The sequence below is a fragment of the Amycolatopsis sp. CA-211722 genome (assembly GCF_056828465.1).
Genome location: NZ_CP184752.1, coordinates 1441179 through 1456546 on the forward strand (window position 1 = coordinate 1441179; position 15368 = coordinate 1456546).

Annotated in this window: 17 protein-coding genes and 1 pseudogene; 6 read left to right on the plus strand and 12 right to left on the minus strand. The window is 70.0% G+C overall.

The annotated features are described in order from the left end of the window. The first annotated feature begins 64 nt into the window (after positions 1–64). Complete coding sequence (locus ACOCEP_RS07115; protein ID WP_482336430.1) at positions 65–826, plus strand: PhzF family phenazine biosynthesis protein; 762 nt, start codon at positions 65–67, stop codon at positions 824–826. Then, positions 826–1200 (plus strand): YccF domain-containing protein, encoded by a 375-nt coding sequence (locus ACOCEP_RS07120; RefSeq protein WP_482336432.1) that lies wholly within the window; start codon positions 826–828, stop codon positions 1198–1200. The genes ACOCEP_RS07115 and ACOCEP_RS07120 overlap by 1 nt, the downstream gene beginning before the upstream one ends. Positions 1201–1429: 229 nt before the next feature. On the opposite strand, the gene ACOCEP_RS07125 is transcribed toward ACOCEP_RS07120, so the two are convergent. The 7 genes from ACOCEP_RS07125 to ACOCEP_RS07155 form a co-directional block, all read right to left on the minus strand. After that, positions 1430–2245 carry a metallophosphoesterase family protein gene (locus tag ACOCEP_RS07125; protein WP_482336434.1) on the minus strand — a complete coding sequence of 272 codons (816 nt, stop codon included), beginning with the start codon at positions 2243–2245 and terminating at the stop codon, positions 1430–1432. A 37-nt stretch (positions 2246–2282) separates the two neighbouring features. After that, entirely contained in the window at positions 2283–3077 is a 795-nt protein-coding gene (locus ACOCEP_RS07130; protein WP_034308369.1) for an HAD-IIA family hydrolase, read from the minus strand. Positions 3078–3087: 10 nt separating this feature from the next. Further along, on the minus strand, positions 3088–4152 hold the full coding sequence (locus tag ACOCEP_RS07135) for a sulfate/molybdate ABC transporter ATP-binding protein (RefSeq protein WP_482336436.1): 1065 nt from the start codon (positions 4150–4152) through the stop codon (positions 3088–3090). Beyond that, positions 4149–4880 (minus strand): ABC transporter permease, encoded by a 732-nt coding sequence (locus ACOCEP_RS07140; protein WP_482336437.1) that lies wholly within the window; start codon positions 4878–4880, stop codon positions 4149–4151. Before ACOCEP_RS07140 ends, ACOCEP_RS07135 begins: the two co-directional genes overlap by 4 nt. 115 nt (positions 4881–4995) lie before the next feature. Next, on the minus strand, positions 4996–5748 hold the full coding sequence (gene modA, locus ACOCEP_RS07145; protein ID WP_482336438.1) for a molybdate ABC transporter substrate-binding protein: 753 nt from the start codon (positions 5746–5748) through the stop codon (positions 4996–4998). Next, positions 5745–6149, minus strand: a complete 405-nt coding sequence (locus tag ACOCEP_RS07150) for a TOBE domain-containing protein (RefSeq protein WP_192743799.1) — start codon at positions 6147–6149, stop codon at positions 5745–5747. The genes modA and ACOCEP_RS07150 overlap by 4 nt, the downstream gene beginning before the upstream one ends. 33 nt (positions 6150–6182) lie before the next feature. After that, positions 6183–6647 (minus strand): MarR family transcriptional regulator, encoded by a 465-nt coding sequence (locus ACOCEP_RS07155; RefSeq protein WP_482336439.1) that lies wholly within the window; start codon positions 6645–6647, stop codon positions 6183–6185. A gap of 78 nt (positions 6648–6725) precedes the next feature. On the opposite strand from ACOCEP_RS07155, the gene moaA reads away from it, so the two are divergent. From moaA to ACOCEP_RS07175, 4 genes are all read left to right on the plus strand, one after another. Beyond that, complete coding sequence (gene moaA, locus ACOCEP_RS07160; protein ID WP_482336440.1) at positions 6726–7790, plus strand: GTP 3',8-cyclase MoaA; 1065 nt, start codon at positions 6726–6728, stop codon at positions 7788–7790. 1 nt (position 7791) lies between these two features. Further along, a complete protein-coding gene (locus tag ACOCEP_RS07165; protein WP_482336441.1) occupies positions 7792–8046 on the plus strand; it encodes a MoaD/ThiS family protein in 255 nt (84 codons plus the stop codon). 214 nt (positions 8047–8260) lie between these two features. Continuing rightward, complete coding sequence (locus ACOCEP_RS07170) at positions 8261–9106, plus strand: phosphatidylinositol-specific phospholipase C/glycerophosphodiester phosphodiesterase family protein (protein WP_482336442.1); 846 nt, start codon at positions 8261–8263, stop codon at positions 9104–9106. A 456-nt stretch (positions 9107–9562) separates the two neighbouring features. Beyond that, the gene (locus ACOCEP_RS07175; RefSeq protein WP_482336443.1) at positions 9563–10198 is read left to right on the plus strand and encodes a transglycosylase family protein; all 636 of its coding nucleotides are present in this window, start codon (positions 9563–9565) and stop codon (positions 10196–10198) included. Between the two features lie 214 nt (positions 10199–10412). Here ACOCEP_RS07175 and ACOCEP_RS07180 read toward each other — a convergent pair. The 5 genes and pseudogenes from ACOCEP_RS07180 to ACOCEP_RS07200 form a co-directional block, all read right to left on the minus strand. Further along, positions 10413–11329: pseudogene (locus ACOCEP_RS07180) on the minus strand (molybdenum cofactor biosynthesis protein MoaE). Beyond that, positions 11326–11796, minus strand: coding sequence for a cyclic pyranopterin monophosphate synthase MoaC (gene moaC / locus ACOCEP_RS07185; protein ID WP_016337573.1), 471 nt, complete (start codon positions 11794–11796; stop codon positions 11326–11328). The pseudogene ACOCEP_RS07180 and the gene moaC overlap by 4 nt, the downstream one beginning before the upstream one ends. 17 nt (positions 11797–11813) lie before the next feature. After that, a complete protein-coding gene (locus ACOCEP_RS07190) occupies positions 11814–13361 on the minus strand; it encodes an alpha/beta hydrolase (RefSeq protein ID WP_482336444.1) in 1548 nt (515 codons plus the stop codon). Between the two features lie 148 nt (positions 13362–13509). Then, positions 13510–14910, minus strand: coding sequence for an NAD-dependent malic enzyme (locus ACOCEP_RS07195; RefSeq protein ID WP_482336446.1), 1401 nt, complete (start codon positions 14908–14910; stop codon positions 13510–13512). Positions 14911–15128: 218 nt separating this feature from the next. Beyond that, positions 15129–15311, minus strand: coding sequence for a hypothetical protein (locus ACOCEP_RS07200; RefSeq protein WP_016337576.1), 183 nt, complete (start codon positions 15309–15311; stop codon positions 15129–15131). Positions 15312–15368: the final 57 nt, after the last annotated feature.

Consider the following 15368-nt stretch of genomic DNA (forward strand, 5'->3'; position numbering starts at 1 on the left):
CGGCCACGTCACCTCGGGGGAAACCCGGAGGCCGGGTCCGGCGGCGGCCGATATCGTCGAAGGCATGCGCCTCTACATCGTCGACGCCTTCACCTCCGAGGCCTTCGCCGGTAACTCCGCCGGCGTCGTGCTGCTGGACTCGCCGGGCGACGCGGGCTGGATGCAGTCCGTCGCCGCCGAGTTGAAGCACGCCGAGACGGCCTTCGTCGAGGTCGGTGGCGACGGGCCGAAGTCGCTTCGCTGGTTCACACCGGAGACCGAGGTCGACCTGTGCGGGCACGCGACGTTGGCGACCACGCACGTCCTCGGCGGCGAACAGACCTTCACCACGAAAAGCGGCGAGCTGCGCTGCCGCGCCGAAGACGGCTGGGTGTCGATGGACTTCCCGTCGGATCCGCCCCGCGAGTCGGACGACGATCTGTCGTCCATCCTGCCGGGCCTGGGGTTCGAGTACGTCGGGCGCAGCAAGCACAACCTGTTCGCGGTGGTGGACGACGCGTCCGTGGTGCGCTCGCTCGCCCCGGACCTAGCCGCGCTGCGCGCGCACTGGAACGGACGGCTGATGGTCACCGCGCCGGGTGACGTGGCCGGGATCGACTTCGTCACCCGGTTCTTCGCGCCGGGCGTCGGCATCGACGAAGACCCGGTCACCGGCTCCGCGCACTGCGTCCTGGCGCCGTACTGGGCCGCTCGCCTCGGCCGGGACGAGCTCGTCGGCGAACAGGCCTCGGCCCGCGGCGGAATCGTGCGGATGAAGCTCGAAGGCGACCGCGTCCTGCTCTCGGGGCAGGCGGTCACCGTGGCCAGCGGGGAGTTGCACGTCTGATGCGCCTGATCCTGAACGTCATCTGGCTCGTGCTGTGCGGCCTGTGGATGGCACTCGGCTACGTCGTCGCCGGCGTCATCTGCTGCGTCCTGATCGTCACCATCCCGTTCGGGCTGGCGTCGTTCCGGATCGCGGCGTACGCGCTCTGGCCGTTCGGCCGCACGGTGGTGGACCGGCGCGACGCCGGGGCGGCGTCGACGATCGGGAACGTCATCTGGTTCCTCTTCGCCGGGCTGTGGCTCTCGATCGGGCACGTGCTGACCGGGATCGCGCTGTGCGTCACGATCATCGGGATCCCGCTGGGCGTGGCGAACTTCAAGATGATCCCGGTCTCGCTGATGCCGCTGGGCAAGGAGATCGTGGAGCTCCCGTGAGGCTTGACCGGGGGTTGCGAAAGCCACTTTCGCAACGTTGAAGGTTGCGAAAGTGGCTTTCGCAACGTCGGCGGTGGCGGGGCCCGGCAGCCCGCCGGAAGACGTGCCCCGACCACGCTACCGCCGCCCTGCGCTCGTCCCTGAAGTACGTGAAGGCCCCCTTCATTGCGCCTGGCGCAATGAAGGGGGCCTTCATGTACTTCAGGGTGCCCAACCGGACCCGCCTGGCTCAGTCCTCGGGTTCCCACGGCAGCGGCACGATGAGGCACGGGCCACCGACGAACAACCCGCCGTCGATCCCCAGCGCCTTCCCGCCCGCGTAGAGGTACGGCCCCTCGATCTGCGCGGGGTGGATCCCGAGCTGATCGGCGATGACGCTGTGCCCGTGCACGATGCGTTCGCCGCCGAGCCGGTCCATGAGCTGCTGCGCGACGTCGGCGCCGTCCGGGCCACGGAAGGCGTACCGCGTGGTCATCCGCCGCCACACGTCCCACCAGGCCTGGATGTCGCTGCCTTCGAGGATCTCGCGGCCACGGGCGTTGATCTCGTCGATGTCCTCGCCCCAGCCGAGGTACTCGAGCGTGTCCGAATGCATCAGCAGGTGGTCGGCGGCCAGCGTCAGCATCGGGCGGGACGTCAGCCATTCGATGTGCTGCGGGGTGAGCCTGTCCTGGTCTTCGAGCAGCCCGCCGTTGATCTCCCAGCTGCGGGCGAAGCTGCGCGGCCCGAAGTCGGACGGCACCTCGGTGTCGCCGAAGTGGTACATCCCGAGCAGCAGGATCTCGTGGTTGCCTAGCAGCGTCCCGCAGCGCCCGCCCGCGGTGGCGGCCTGCCGTTCCAGCCGCATCACCAGGTCGATGACGCCGACGCCGTCGGGCCCCCGATCGACGAAGTCGCCGAGGAACCACAGGGTCGCTTCCCCGCCCGACCAGTCGTCGTCGGAGTCGATCAGCCCCTTCTCCCGGAGCGCTTCGGCCAGCTCGTCCCGGTGTCCGTGCACGTCACCGACCACATAGGTCGGGGGCGTGGGCTGATCGTCGTGCATCGTCTGACGATAAGCCCTCCGCGTGCGACCGTGTCGCTCAGCCTTCGCCGAACGGGTCGCCGGTGCGCCCGACCAGATCGGCGATCGAGTCGATGATCTTGGTCGGCCGGTACGGATAGTGCTCGGCGCTCTCCCGGGTGGAGATGCCGGTGAGCACCAGGATCGTCTGCAAGCCGGCCTCGATTCCCGAGTGGACGTCGGTGTCCATCCGGTCGCCGATCATCAGCGTCGACTCCGAATGCGCGCCGAGCCGCCGCAGCGCGGACCGCATCATCAGCGGGTTCGGCTTGCCGACGTAGTACGGCGAGCGGCCGGTCGCCTTCTCGATCAGCGCCGCGACCGAACCGGTGGCGGGCATCGAGCCCTCCATGCTCGGGCCGGTGGCGTCGGGGTTGGTGGCGATGAACTTGGCGCCGCCCTCGATCAGCCTGATCGCGCGGGTTATCGCGCTGAAGCTGTACGTCCGGGTCTCGCCGAGGACCACGTAGTCGGGGTCGCGTTCGGTCAGCACGTAACCGACTTCGTGCAGCGCCGTGGTCAGCCCGGCCTCGCCGATCACGAACGCCGAGCCGTTCGGCCGCTGCGACGCGAGGAACTTCGCGGTCGCCAGCGCGGAGGTCCAGATGGCCTCCTCGGGGATGTCGAGACCGGTCCGCTCGAGCCTCGCCCGCAGGTCGCGCGGGGTGTAGATCGAGTTGTTGGTCAGCACCAGGAAGCCGATGTCGTTGGCGCGCAGCTCCTTGAGGAACTCGTCCGCGCCGGGTACGAGGTGCTCCTCCTGGACCAGCACGCCATCCATGTCGCTGAGGTATGTCCAACGGCGCTCGTTCATGCCGCTGAGTTTAGTGATCCGAGACGGCGTGAACAGCCACGGACGCCGCCTTGACCGAAAGGTCGACCGGTGTGCCGGGTTCGAGCGCCAGTTCGGCGACCGCGGCCGGGGTGAGGTCGGCGGCGAGGCCCGCGGCCCAGTCGTCACCGCGGGCCCGGACGCGGATCACCGGACCGTGTGGTTCGAGCGCGTCGACGATCCCCTCGACGGTGTTGCGCGGGCTGCCCCGGTGCTCGCCGTCGCGCAGGTAGACGGCGACGGCGCTGGGCGCGAAGACGGCGACAGCCGCTTCGCCCTCGGCGACGTCTTCGGCCGCGATTCCGGCCAACAGCCCGCCTGACGTGCGCAAACCGCCCTCGGCAGCGGTGCCGGGCACGAGGTTCAGACCGGCGATCCGCGCGGTGAACGCCGTGCGCGGGGCGGAAAGGACCTTCCGGGTCTCGCCGCGTTCGACGATCCGGCCGCCGTCGAGGACGGCGACGTGATCGGCCAGCGCCAGCGCGTCGAGCGGGTCATGGGTGACCAGCACGGTCGGCGGCCCGGACCGCAGGATCCGCCGGAGCAGCCCCCGGATGGCGGGCGCCGCGTCGACGTCCAGCGCGGCGAAAGGCTCGTCGAGCAGCAGCAACCCCGGCTCGGCGGCCAGCGCCCGCGCGATCGCGACCCGCTGCGCCTGCCCGCCCGAGAGCTGCGCGGGCCGCCGTCCGGCCAGTTCGAGAGCGTCCACTTCGGTCAGCCACTCCCGTGCGCGCTTCTTCGCCTCGGCACGGCCGGCTCCGGTCGAACGCGGGGCGAAGGCGACGTTGTCCAAAGCGGACAGATGCGGGAAGAGCAGCGCGTCCTGGGAGAGCAGGCCGATGCCACGCGCGTGCGGCGGCAGGCCCGCCAGGTCGCGGCCGTCGAGGGTGATCCGCGCCCGGCCGGGCCGGAGCAGGCCGGCGAGACAGCCGAGCACACTGGACTTGCCCGACCCGTTCGGGCCGAGCAGCGCGAGCACGCCGCCGTCGGGGACTTCGAAGCCGACGTCCAAGGTGAACTCGCCGCGCCGGAGCGCGAGCTCGGCCGAAAGGGTCACGACCGGACCCCTTCGAGCGCGCGCGGCCGGGCGAGCGCGATGACCGCGACGGCGACCAGGATGAGCAGCAACGCGAGCGCCACCGCGCTGTCGACGTCGACCTCGGCCTGGGTGTAGACCTCCAGTGGCAGGGTCCGGGTCACCCCTTCGAGGCTTCCCGCGAAGGTGATCGTCGCGCCGAACTCGCCCAGCGCCCGAGCGAAGCTGAGCACGATGCCCGAACCGAGCGCGGGCAGCAGCAGCGGCAGCGTGACCCGGCGGAACACCGTCCACGGTTTGGCGCCCAAGGTCGAAGCGACCCTTTCGTACCGGTCACCGGCGCCCCGGAGGGCTCCTTCGAGGCTGACCACCAGGAACGGCATCGCGACGAACGTCTGCGCGATGACCACCGCGGCCGTGGTGAACGGCACCTGCTCGCCGGTCAGGGTGGTCACCAGGATGCCGAGGAAACCCTTGCGGCCCAACAGGTACAGCAACGCCAGGCCGCCGACCACGGGCGGCAGCACGAGCGGGAGCAGCACCACCGCGCGCAGCACGCGGACACCGCGCGCCCCCGAACGCGCGAGCACCACGGCGAGCGGGACGCCGAGCAGCACACAGGCCACAGTGGACAGTCCGGCCGTGAGCAGCGAGAGCTTGAGCGCGTTCAGCGACGACGTCGAGGTGACGAGGTCCGGGAAGCGGGTCAGGTCCGATCGCACCAGCAGGCCCACGACCGGCAGCACCACCAGCGCCAGCGCGCAGATCGCCGGCGGCCAGAGAACCCACGGGACCCCCGCGTTTCGTCCTCTGAACGCGGTACTTGCGCGTGCATCTACCGCATCCAGAGGACGAAACGCGGGGTCACGGCGTGCCAAAACCGACCTTCGCCAATTCCTTCCTGCCTTCCTCACCGAGGACGAAGTCCCTGAACAGCCCGGCGAGCTGGGCCTGCGGAGCGTCCTTCAGCACCGCGATCGGGTAGTCGTTGAGCGCGCCGGCGGCCTCCGGGAAGTCCACTTTGTCGACGTTGCCGGCCGCCGACGCGGCGTCGGTGACGTAGACGAGCCCCGCGTCGGCGTCACCCGACCGGACCTTCGCGAGCACGGACTTGACGTCCTGCTCCTCGCTCGCCGGCTTGAGCGTGACCCCGGACGACTGCTGGACCTTCTTCGCCGCCGACCCGCACGGCACCTGCGGAGCGCAGACGACCACGGTCAGCCCGCCCTTCGCGAGGTCGGCCAGGCCCTTGATGCCCTTGGGGTTGCCCTTGCCGACCGCGATGGCGAGGCGGTTGGTGGCGAAGACCGACGGCTGCCCGTCGATCAGCTCCGCCTTGGCGGCCTTGTCCATAGTGGTCTTGTCGGCGGAAGCGAAGACGTCCGCTTTCGCGCCCTGGGTCAGCTTCTGGACCAGCGCCGAGGAGCCCTCGAAGCTGAACTTCACGGTCACCCCGGAGTTCTGTGCCTCGAACCGCTTGCCCAGCGTCCCGAACGACTCGGTCAGCGACGCCGCCGCGAACACGGTCAGCGTCTTGGCCTCGGCCGACGGCTCCCCGGAACCACAGGCGCTCGTGGCCAGTGCCAGCGCGAGCAGGGCGGGGACGAGTCTCCTCATCGGCTTCCTTCCGGGGTTTCGATCACGACCGTGGTCGCCTTGACCACGGCGACCGCGAGCACCCCCGGCCGCAGCCCGAGCTCGCGGACGGCCTCGGCGCTCATCAGGGAGACCACGCGATGCGGGCCGCACTGCAGCTCGACCTGTGCCATCACCTTGTCCGTGATCACCTCGGTGACGAGCCCGACGAACCGGTTCCGCGCGGAGCGGCCGACGCTCGACGGATCCTCCGGCTGTTCGGCCTGCGCCTTGGCGAACGCGGCGAGCTCGGCGCCGTCGACGACCTTGCGGCCCGCCGAGTCGTCGAACGCGGTCAGCTGGCCGGCACGGACCCAGCGGCGGACGGTGTCGTCACTGACGCCGAGCAGACGAGCGGCCTCGGACAACCGGAATTGCGGCATGCCCGGAAGGTTACTTCCGCAGATGCGGAAAAGCTACGCGTTGCCGGACAGTTCCTCGCGGAGTCCGTCGAGCACCGCGTTCTGGAATCGCTCCAGCACTTTCCGTTCCGCTGAAGAGAACTGTTCGAGCACCGTCTTCATGTTCGTGTACGCGGATTCGAAGAGCGGCGCGTGCCGCTCCATCGCGCCGGGGACGACCTCGATCAGCACCTTCCGGCGGTCGGCGGTGTCGCGGACACGCCGGGCGAGACCGGCCTTCTCGAGCCTGTCCATGACGCCGGTCACAGCGCCCGTCGACAACCCGGTCAGCTCGGCGATCCTGCCCGCTGTCAACGGTCCCGATGCCTGGCCCGCCAGTTCGAGCACCTTGTGATCGGTGGCCGACAGGCCCATCAGCTCGGCGATACGCGCGTGCCGGAGAACGGTCAGCGTGCTGGTTTCCCTGCCGAGATGGGCGAACCGGGCCAATTCGTCCGCCGAGAGCGGATATTTCGCCATCCGGAAACCCTTCCGATTCGGTGCCCGTGGAATTCTAGACAGTCGGTTTTCGCCCGCTTCGGGGTTAGTCTGGTGTCAATGACAGCAGTCGATCTCGGGTTTCCCCGTGTCCCCGGTACACGCGGTCGCCCCAGCGCGCCCAGGCCGGACAATCCCGCTCTGATCGACACCTTCGGCCGCGTGGCGACCGACCTGCGGGTGTCGCTCACCGACAAGTGCAATCTGCGCTGCACCTACTGCATGCCCGCCGAAGGGCTCGAATGGATGCCGAGCGCGGACGTGCTGACCGACGACGAGCTCGTGCTCCTGCTGCGGATCGCCGTCGAGCGGCTCGGCGTCACCGACATCCGGCTCACCGGCGGCGAACCACTGCTGCGGCAGGGCCTGGAGAAGATCGTCGAGCGGGTCGCGGCGCTCGAACCGCGGCCGCGGCTTTCCATGACCACCAACGGGATCGGGCTCGCGAAGCGCGCGAAGCCGCTCGCCGACGCGGGGCTGGACCGCATCAACGTCTCGCTGGACACCGTCGACCGGGCGCTGTTCGAGACGATCACGCGCCGCGACCGGCTATCGCACGTGCTCGCCGGCATGGCCGCCGCGCGCGAAGCCGGCCTGGATCCGGTGAAGGTCAACGCGGTGCTGATGCGCGGGCTGAACGAGGACCAGGCCGTGCCGCTGCTGAAGTTCTGCCTCGCCGAGGGCTACCACCTGCGCTTCATCGAGCAGATGCCGCTGGACGCGCAGCACGGCTGGAACCGCGGCGACATGATCACCGCCGAGGAGATCCTCGGCATGCTCGGCGAGGAGTTCGCGCTGTCGCCGTTCCCCGCCGCGCGGGGCGGGGCGCCCGCCGAACGCTGGCTGGTCGACGGCGGACCGGGCGACGTCGGCGTGATCGCGTCGGTGACCCGGCCCTTCTGCGGCGCCTGCGAGCGGACCCGGCTGACCGCGGACGGCGCGGTGCGCTCGTGCCTGTTCAGCAACGACGAGACCGACCTGCGCGCCCTCGTGCGCGCGGGCGCGCGCGAAGAAGAGGTGGCGGACGCCTGGCGAGCGACCATGTGGGGCAAGCTCGCCGGGCACGAGATCAACGAGGCCGGGTTCGCGCAGCCGATCCGGCCGATGAGCGCGATCGGCGGCTGACATGGTGACCATCGTGGTGCGGTACTTCGCCTCGGCCCGCGCAGCCGCCGGCCTCGACGAGGAGAAGGTGTCCCTGCCGGACGGCGCCCGCGTCGCCGACGCCGTCGCCCGCCTGCGCGAACTCCACCCGGAGAAGCTGGCGAAGCTCCTCGACGCGGTCTCGTACCTGCTGGACGGCGTCGCCGTGCGGGACCTCACGCGGCCGCTGACCGAGGGCGCCGAACTGGACGTCCTGCCGCCGTTCGCCGGCGGCTGACCTGGCCCTGCCCCTGCCCCACACGGGCCGACCGGCCGGGTGTGTCGCGAAAGCCACTTTCGCGACGCCTGATGTCCCGAAAGTGACTTTCGCGACACACTGGCCGCCCGCCGACCACCCCTGACCTGCGCGAACCGCGAAAGTGGTAGCAAAGGTCCCTTGCTCGCCCTCTCACGTTCACCGTCCGGTCGCCGAAGCAGCCGAGGATGCGCCAGTGATCACTCCCCGCCGTATCCTCGCCGCACTGCTCGCCGCGGTCGCCGCCACGAGCCTCGCGACCGCTCCGGCGTCCGCCCACGAACGCGGCGTCCGGCCGCAGGCGCACAGCCACAACGACTACGAGCACACCCGTCCCCTGCACGACGCGCTCGATCAGGGCTTCACGAGCGTCGAGGCCGACATCTTCCTGGTCGACGGGCAGCTCCTGGTCGCCCACGACCTCGCGGACACCCGCCCGGACCGCACCCTGGAGTCGCTCTACCTGGAGCCGCTGCGCAAGCGCGTGCTGGCCAACCACGGCGTCGGCGTCTACCGGCAGCGGGCGGAGTTCCAGCTGCTGATCGACGTCAAGGGAGACGCGAACAGCACCTACGCCGCTCTCGAGAAGCGCCTCCACGACCCGCGCTACTCCTTCCTTTTCTCTCTGTACGCGTTCGGACACGTCAAGAAGCGGGCCGTGACCGCGGTGATCTCCGGCGGGCGCCCCAAGGACGTGATGCTCGGGCAGAAGTTCCGGCTCGCCTTCTACGACGGCCGGATCAAGGACCAGAACGATCTCGGCATCGGCTCGGACCCCCGGGTCACCCCGCTGGTCTCGGACTCCTGGAGCGGCCTGTTCACCTGGACCGGCGAAGGCCCCTTCCCCGCCGCCGAGCGGGCGAAACTGCACGACCTGGTCAAGCGAGCCCACGCGGCGGGCCAGCGCGTGCGCTTCTGGGCCACGCCGGACGTCGCCGGGCCAGGCCGTGACGCGTTGTGGAAAGAGCTGGTCACCGCCGGGGTCGACCACCTGAATACGGATGACCTGCCAGGGCTGGCGAACTTCTTGAGGTCTCGCTAAAGTGCGCGGCCCATTCGCGCGCGAAGGCGCACGAATGGGCCAGTCATCCCTTAATCCACGTGATGCAAGCCTCACGATCTGTGAATTATCTCGGTCAGGAAACGGCCAGATAACGGCCCGCTGACCTGCATAAACAGCCGAATCGTTATGGGTTGCGTGCTGTTACTGTGATGTAGGTCACAGCTCGAATAATTTCCGATCAGGCCGTTCGTTACGTACCGTCGCTTTTCGGTTGGCCCCGACCGACCACGCAACACCGGGAACCCGTAGCGCCGAGCCCTGTCCAACGGATTCCCGGACCCAACCCCGAGCGAAAGCATTTCCGGACAGGGACGAGGGGACCGAGCCGACGCGTCGTGCGTCAGGCGAAGTCAGCCGGCCTGAGACGGCCGGCCAGGACCCGCGGGTCTTTCCCTCAGCACAGGCTCGTAGGCGCAGGGAGCGAGATTTACTCACATGTCTTACCGAGGCAAGCACCGCAAGATGTCCGCCGCCACCCGTCACATCGCCCGCGTCGCCATTGCGGGTGTCGCGGTCGGCGCTCCCCTCGCCATCGCCGCGACCCCCGCGTCGGCGACCAACTGGGACGCCATCGCGCAGTGCGAGAGCAGCGGCAACTGGAGCACCAACACCGGTAACGGCTACTACGGTGGCCTGCAGTTCTCGCCGAGCACCTGGCGCGCCTACGGTGGCACCGGCAGCGCGCACAACGCGTCGCGTGAGCAGCAGATCGCCGTCGCCGAGCGGGTCCTCCAGGGCCAGGGCATCGGCGCGTGGCCGAACTGCGGCAAGAAGGGCGGCTCCGCCAGCCCCGCCAAGGCCAAGTCGAGCGCCCCGAAGGCCACCAAGAAGGTGACCCCGAAGAAGTCGACCGCGCCGGTCCAGAAGCAGCAGGCCCCGGCCCCGGCCGCCGCGAACGTCGCCAACTCGAACCCGGCGGGTGACTACACCGTCGTGGCCGGCGACACGCTGTCGAAGATCGCCTCCAAGTTCAACGTCCAGGGCGGCTACCAGAAGCTGCAGGAGCTGAACAAGGACTACGTGTCGAACGCCGACTTCATCGTCGTCGGCCAGAAGCTCGCCACCAAGTGAGCTCTTGAGCACGAGTAAGTCGTGATGCCCGCGGGATTCCCCGCGTGGCCACGTCACGGCTGACAAGGCCCCACCGCGCCATTCCCCCGGCGGTGGGGCTTTGTCGTGTCCGGGGCCGGATCGCGCCTCCAGATGTCATGAAAGGGTCGTTCAGGACGAAAAATGTCCTGAACGACCCTTTCATGACACTTGGCGGGTGGGCCGGCTCAGCCCGCTACGGCGAGTTGACCCATTCGTCGCTCCCGTCGCTGAAGTGCTGGTGCTTCCACACCGGCAGCCGCGCCTTGACCTCGTCGACCAGCTCCGAGCAGGCGGCGAAGGCCTGGCCCCGGTGCTCGGCCGCCACGGCGCACGCCAGCGCGACGTCACCGATGGCCAGCGCGCCCAGCCGATGGCTCACGGCGACCGCCCGCACGCCCTCCCACTTCCCCGAGAGGTCCGCGACCACCTCCGCGAGCACGTCGGCGGCGCTGGGATGTCCTTCGTAGGCGAGCCGGTCCACCGACCGCCCGCCGTCGTGGTCCCGCACGACCCCGCCGAACGTGACGACGGCGCCCGCGGCCGCGTCGTCCACCAGGCGGGCGTGTTCTTCGACCGAAAGCGGCTCGTCGACCACCGCGATCCTTGCGACCCGAACGCTCACTGCTGTCCCTCCCGTGGGTGGTCGCCGCCCGCCAGCTGGTCGACGGCGTGGTCGAGGATCCCGTCCAGTACGCCGAGGCCGTCCTTCACCCCGCCGCGTGAACCGGGCAGGTTCACCACGAGGGTCCGGCCCGCGACGCCGGCGACCCCTCGCGAAAGCACGGCCGTGGGCACCTTGGGCAGTCCGGCGGCGCGGATCGCGTCCGCGACTCCGGGAAGTTCGTAGTCGAGGACGGCGCGCGTGACGTCCGGGGTGCGGTCCGTCGGCGAGATGCCGGTGCCGCCGGTCGTCACGATCACCTGGACCCCGGCCGCGACGGCGTCCCGCAGGGCTTCACCGACCGGTTCGCCGTCCTGGACGACCACGGGCGCGGGCACTTCCCAGCCCCGCGCGGTCAGCCAGTCCGTGATGACCGGGCCGGTCGTGTCCTCGTAGACACCCTTCGCGGCGCGATTCGACGCGACGATCACCCTCGCGACCCGGTTCACGGCCGCTCCCAGGTCCCGGTCTTGCCGCCGTCCTTGCGGATCAGGCGGACGTCGTCGAGGGTCGCCGCGGGATCGACGGCCTTGATCATGTCGTGCAGGGTCAGCCCGGCGACGGCGACGGCGGTCAGCGCCTCCATCTCGACGCCGGTCCGGTCGTTCGTCTTCGCGGTCGCGGTGATGTGCACGGCGGTCTCGTCGAGGACGAACTCGACCTTCACCCCGGACAACGCGATCTGGTGGCAGAGCGGGATCAGCTCCGGCACCTTCTTCGCACCCATGATGCCCGCGATCCGGGCGGTCGCGAGGGCGTCGCCCTTGGGTAGCCCGTCCGTCGCCAGCAGGCCGAGCACCTCGGCCGTGGTGTGCACGGTGCCGCCCGCCAGCGCGGTGCGGGCGGTGGGCGTCTTGCCGGAAACGTCGACCATACGGGCGGCGCCCGTATGGTCGACGTGGCTGAGTTCACTCACGCACAGCAGGCTAGTCCTCAGAACATCCGCTGCTTCGAGCGAACCTCGCCGAGAGCCTTCTCCCGTTCCTGCCGCTGCTCCGGCGTCATCGAGGCGAAGAGCCCGCCCCGGTCCGCGGCGCAGGCCGTGTCGTGCGCGGGACGCTTGCCGTCCACGAGGAACCGGTTGACGGCGTTGTTGCCGCACGCGTTCTCCGAGCTCAGCCAGACGCCGTGCCCGCCGTCGTCGACCGACACCATCCGCGCCCGGTCGCCCAGCGCGCGGCGCATCTCCTTGGCCCCGCTCAGCGGCGTCGCCGGGTCACGCAGGTTCTGCACGACCAGGATGTTCGACGGACCGCGGTCGCCGATCCGCACCTGCGGCTCGATCGGCTCGGACGGCCAGTAGGCGCACGCCCAGATGTTCGCCGCGGCGGCGCCGAACATCGGATACCGCACCCGGTCCTTCTCGACGTTGCGCTGGTAGGCCGCGACCTTCTCCGGCCAGTTCACGTCGTTGCACACCACGTGCAGCTGCGCGGACAGCAGCTGCGCCACGTCGAGCTGCTGGGCCTGAGCGGTCTGCTTCACGACGCCTTCGGTGTCGAGCGCCTGCCACTGCTGGGCCAGCACCGGGAACGAGCCGGTCGAATACAGCGAACCGAACGTGCCCGCCCGGAAGGCCGCGCCGTCCACCCCCGGCACCGCGCCGCCGTCGAGCTTGGCGACGAGTTCGTAGAACTTCGCCGTCACCTGCTGCGGAGTGCGGCCGAGCCCGTAGCTCGCGTGCCGCGCCGCCGCCCACTTCGCGAAGTCCGGGAAGCGGTCCTGGAACCCCTCCGCCAGCCGGCGGGACCCGGTCGTGTCGAGTCCGCCCGGGCCGGTCGCGCTGTCGAGCACGATGCGATCGGTCTGCCGCGGGAACAGCGTCGAATACACGGCGCCCAGGTACGTGCCGTACGAGACGCCGTAGTACGAGAGCTTCTCCTCGCCCAAGGCCTCCCGGACGCGGTCCATGTCGCGGGCGGTGTTGGCCGTGGTGATGTACGGCAGGTTCGCGGCCGTCTTCGAGCCGGCGCACTGCTTCGCGACGCCCTCGACGTACTTCGCGCGCTCCGCCACCGCCGCGGCGTCGCGCGCGTACGGCGGGACGTTGCTGACCTGCTGCTCGGGCTTGAGATCGCAGGTGACCGGCGTGCTGCGGCCGATCCCGCGCGGATCGAAGCCGATGATGTCGTACGCGTCGAGCACGCTCGACGGCATGCCTGCCGACCGCAACCCCGCGGGCATGGTCAGCCCGGGGCCGCCGGGGCCACCCGGGTTGGTGAGCATGATCCCGCGCCGCTTCGCCGGCTTGGTGCTGGCGAGCTTCGAAATGGCGACGTCGATCGTCTTGCCACCCGGATCCCGGTAATCGAGCGGGACCTTCAAGGTGGCGCACTGCACGCCGGGCGCGGCCACGTCCTCCGGACACGGCCCCCAGCGCACGGACGAAACCGCGGCGGACGCCGTGGCCGGTACGAGTACCGCCATGGTGACCGCCGCGGCCGTGAGTGTCCCGATCCTGCTCAGGACAGAGCGTTTCATCCCCAACCCCCGTCATGATCGACTTCCTGGTCGGAGCCGAGCCTATGAGCGGGCCATCGGCGGAGTCGTCACCCTGAAGTCGGCAGCCGGATCGGCCTCAGTGATGACGACGCCGCCGAATGGAGCAAGGGACCTTTGCTACCGCGTCCTACGACTGAGCGGCCTTCGCGGCCTTTGCCGCCTTCTTGACGGCCTCGGCGACCGCCGGGGCGACGGCGTTGTCGAACACGCTCGGCACGATGAACGAGGCGTTCAGCTTGCCGTTGTCCACGACGTCCGCGATGGCGTCGGCCGCCGCGAGGAGCATCGAGTCGTCGATCTGGTGCGCCTGCGCGTCGAGCAGCCCGCGGAAGACGCCGGGGAACGCGAGCACGTTGTTGATCTGGTTCGGGAAGTCGCTGCGGCCGGTGGCGACCACGGCGGCGTGCTTCTGCGCCTCCAGCGGGTCGATCTCCGGGTCCGGGTTGGCCAGCGCGAACACGACGGCGTCGGACTTCATGGTCGCGACCTGCTCGGCCCCGAACAGGTTCGGCGCGGAGACCCCGATGAACACGTCGGCGCCGACGAGCGCCTCGTGCAGCGTGCCCGCCTGCTGCTCGGAGTTCGTGTGCCCGGCGATCCAGGTCAGGTTCTCGTCGAGGTTGCCGCGCGCGGAGTGCACGATGCCGTCGATGTCGGCGGCCACGATGTCGCCCGGGTTCTTGCGCAGCAGCAGGCGGATGATGGCCGAGCCCGCCGCGCCGACGCCGCTGACGACGATCTTGCAGTCTTCGATGTTCTTCCCGACCACGCGCAGGGCGTTGCGCAGTGCCGCGACCACGACGATCGCGGTGCCGTGCTGGTCGTCGTGGAACACCGGGATGTCGAGCTGCTCACGCAGGCGCTTCTCGATCTCGAAGCAGCGCGGCGCGGCGATGTCTTCGAGGTTGATGCCCGCGTAGACCGGCGCGAGCGCCTTCGCGATCATGATGATCTCTTCGGTGTCCTGGGTGTCCAGGCACACCGGCCACGCGTCGACGTCGGCGAACTTCTTGAACAGCGCCGCCTTGCCCTCCATCACCGGCAGCGCGGCGGCCGGGCCGATGTTGCCCAGCCCCAGCACCGCGGAGCCGTCGGTGAGCACCGCGACGGTGTTGCGCTTGATGGTCAGGCGGCGCGCGTCCTCGGGGTTCGCCGCGATCGCCTGGCAGACGCGGGCGACACCCGGCGTGTACGCGCGGGAGAGGTCGTCACGGTTGCGGAGCGCGACCTTGGGGGTGACCTCGATCTTGCCACCGAGGTGGATCAGGAACGTCCGGTCGGAGATCTTGCGCACGCGGACGCCCGGCAGCGAGTCCAGGGTCTGCGTGATGTCCTGCGCGTGGTTCTCCGACAGGGCGTTGGCGCTGATGTCGACGACGATCGAGTCGGGGTGCGACTCGACGACGTCGAACGCGGTCAGCACGCCGCCGACCCGGCCGACGGCGGTGGTCAGGTCACCCGCCGCGGTGGACGACGCGGGGGCCTCCACCCGGACGGTGATCGAATATCCGGGACCGGGAACCGGCATGGCACTACCCCCGCTGAGGAACGCTCGAATAGGTCGATCGAAAACCTACTCCCGTGACGACCGCCACGAACCCTCGCAGGGGTGACTGACCGGTAACCTCGCGGGCCGTCGAAAGTGGAGCGCCGGACCGCGCGGCCGTGTCGCGAAAGCCACTTTCGGGACATCAGGCGTCGCGAAAGTGGCTTTCGCGACACGCGTGCCGAGTTCGGCGGGGCCGCCTACCGGTTGATCTCGGTCTCGGGGTGCACGTACGGCACCGTGTCGAGCGGGAAGGTCACGTCGCCGAACGGGGACAGCGCACCCTGCCGGTCGGACGCGAGCTCGGTGACGGGGTGCTCCCCGTCTTCACCGGGCCACGTGGGGTCGATGCCCGCGCGCTTCTTGTTATCGCCCTTCGCCACAACGTCCTCCAGAGCATGGTCAAGCCGTTCTCGAGGGACAGTCTGCCCGAACGCGGC

Excerpts from the sequence above, each read along its gene's own strand:
- ACOCEP_RS07115 (WP_482336430.1), top strand. The coding sequence starts at position 65 with ATGCGCCTCTACATCGTCGACGCCTTCACCTCCGAGGCCTTCGCCGGT.
- ACOCEP_RS07120 (WP_482336432.1), top strand. The coding sequence starts at position 826 with ATGCGCCTGATCCTGAACGTCATCTGGCTCGTGCTGTGCGGCCTGTGG.
- ACOCEP_RS07125 (WP_482336434.1), bottom strand. The coding sequence starts at position 2,245 with ATGCACGACGATCAGCCCACGCCCCCGACCTATGTGGTCGGTGACGTG.
- ACOCEP_RS07130 (WP_034308369.1), bottom strand. The coding sequence starts at position 3,077 with ATGAACGAGCGCCGTTGGACATACCTCAGCGACATGGATGGCGTGCTG.
- modA (WP_482336438.1), bottom strand. The coding sequence starts at position 5,748 with ATGAGGAGACTCGTCCCCGCCCTGCTCGCGCTGGCACTGGCCACGAGC.
- ACOCEP_RS07150 (WP_192743799.1), bottom strand. The coding sequence starts at position 6,149 with ATGCCGCAATTCCGGTTGTCCGAGGCCGCTCGTCTGCTCGGCGTCAGT.
- ACOCEP_RS07155 (WP_482336439.1), bottom strand. The coding sequence starts at position 6,647 with ATGGCGAAATATCCGCTCTCGGCGGACGAATTGGCCCGGTTCGCCCAT.
- moaA (WP_482336440.1), top strand. The coding sequence starts at position 6,726 with ATGACAGCAGTCGATCTCGGGTTTCCCCGTGTCCCCGGTACACGCGGT.
- ACOCEP_RS07165 (WP_482336441.1), top strand. The coding sequence starts at position 7,792 with ATGGTGACCATCGTGGTGCGGTACTTCGCCTCGGCCCGCGCAGCCGCC.
- ACOCEP_RS07175 (WP_482336443.1), top strand. The coding sequence starts at position 9,563 with ATGTCTTACCGAGGCAAGCACCGCAAGATGTCCGCCGCCACCCGTCAC.
- ACOCEP_RS07190 (WP_482336444.1), bottom strand. The coding sequence starts at position 13,361 with ATGAAACGCTCTGTCCTGAGCAGGATCGGGACACTCACGGCCGCGGCG.
- ACOCEP_RS07195 (WP_482336446.1), bottom strand. The coding sequence starts at position 14,910 with ATGCCGGTTCCCGGTCCCGGATATTCGATCACCGTCCGGGTGGAGGCC.